This is a genomic window from Vogesella mureinivorans, from assembly GCF_007644035.1.
Classification (GTDB): domain Bacteria; phylum Pseudomonadota; class Gammaproteobacteria; order Burkholderiales; family Chromobacteriaceae; genus Vogesella; species Vogesella mureinivorans.
In genome coordinates, this window is sequence record NZ_VMTV02000876.1 from 1 (window position 1) to 318 (window position 318).

The 318-nt window shown below is 42.1% G+C and carries 1 protein-coding gene; it reads left to right on the plus strand.

Annotation, left to right across the window (positions count from 1 at the left end; genetic code table 11):
• The coding region (locus FLQ44_RS20050) for a glycosyltransferase family 2 protein (RefSeq protein ID WP_147695777.1) at window positions 1–318 on the plus strand (318 nt) is incomplete at both ends.

The following is a 318-nucleotide window of genomic DNA, read 5'->3' on the forward strand; positions in this document are numbered from 1 at the left end:
TGCATTAAAGTTGAATTATCCCAATTTTGAAGTTATTGCAATCAATGATGGAAGCTCTGACAATACAGCCGAGATTCTCAATCAATTGGCATTGAAGTACGACAAACTGCGTGTTGTACATTTGGCAGAGAACCAAGGTAAAGCGATGGCTTTACAAGCGGGGAGTTTGCTTACTGAGGCTGAGTTCTTGATCGGGATTGATGGTGATGCTTTGCTTGATCCACATGCTGCACAATGGATGATTCGTCATTTCTTAAATAATCCAACCGTTGCAGCGGTTACAGGTAACCCTCGTATTCGTACACGTTCAACTTTGCT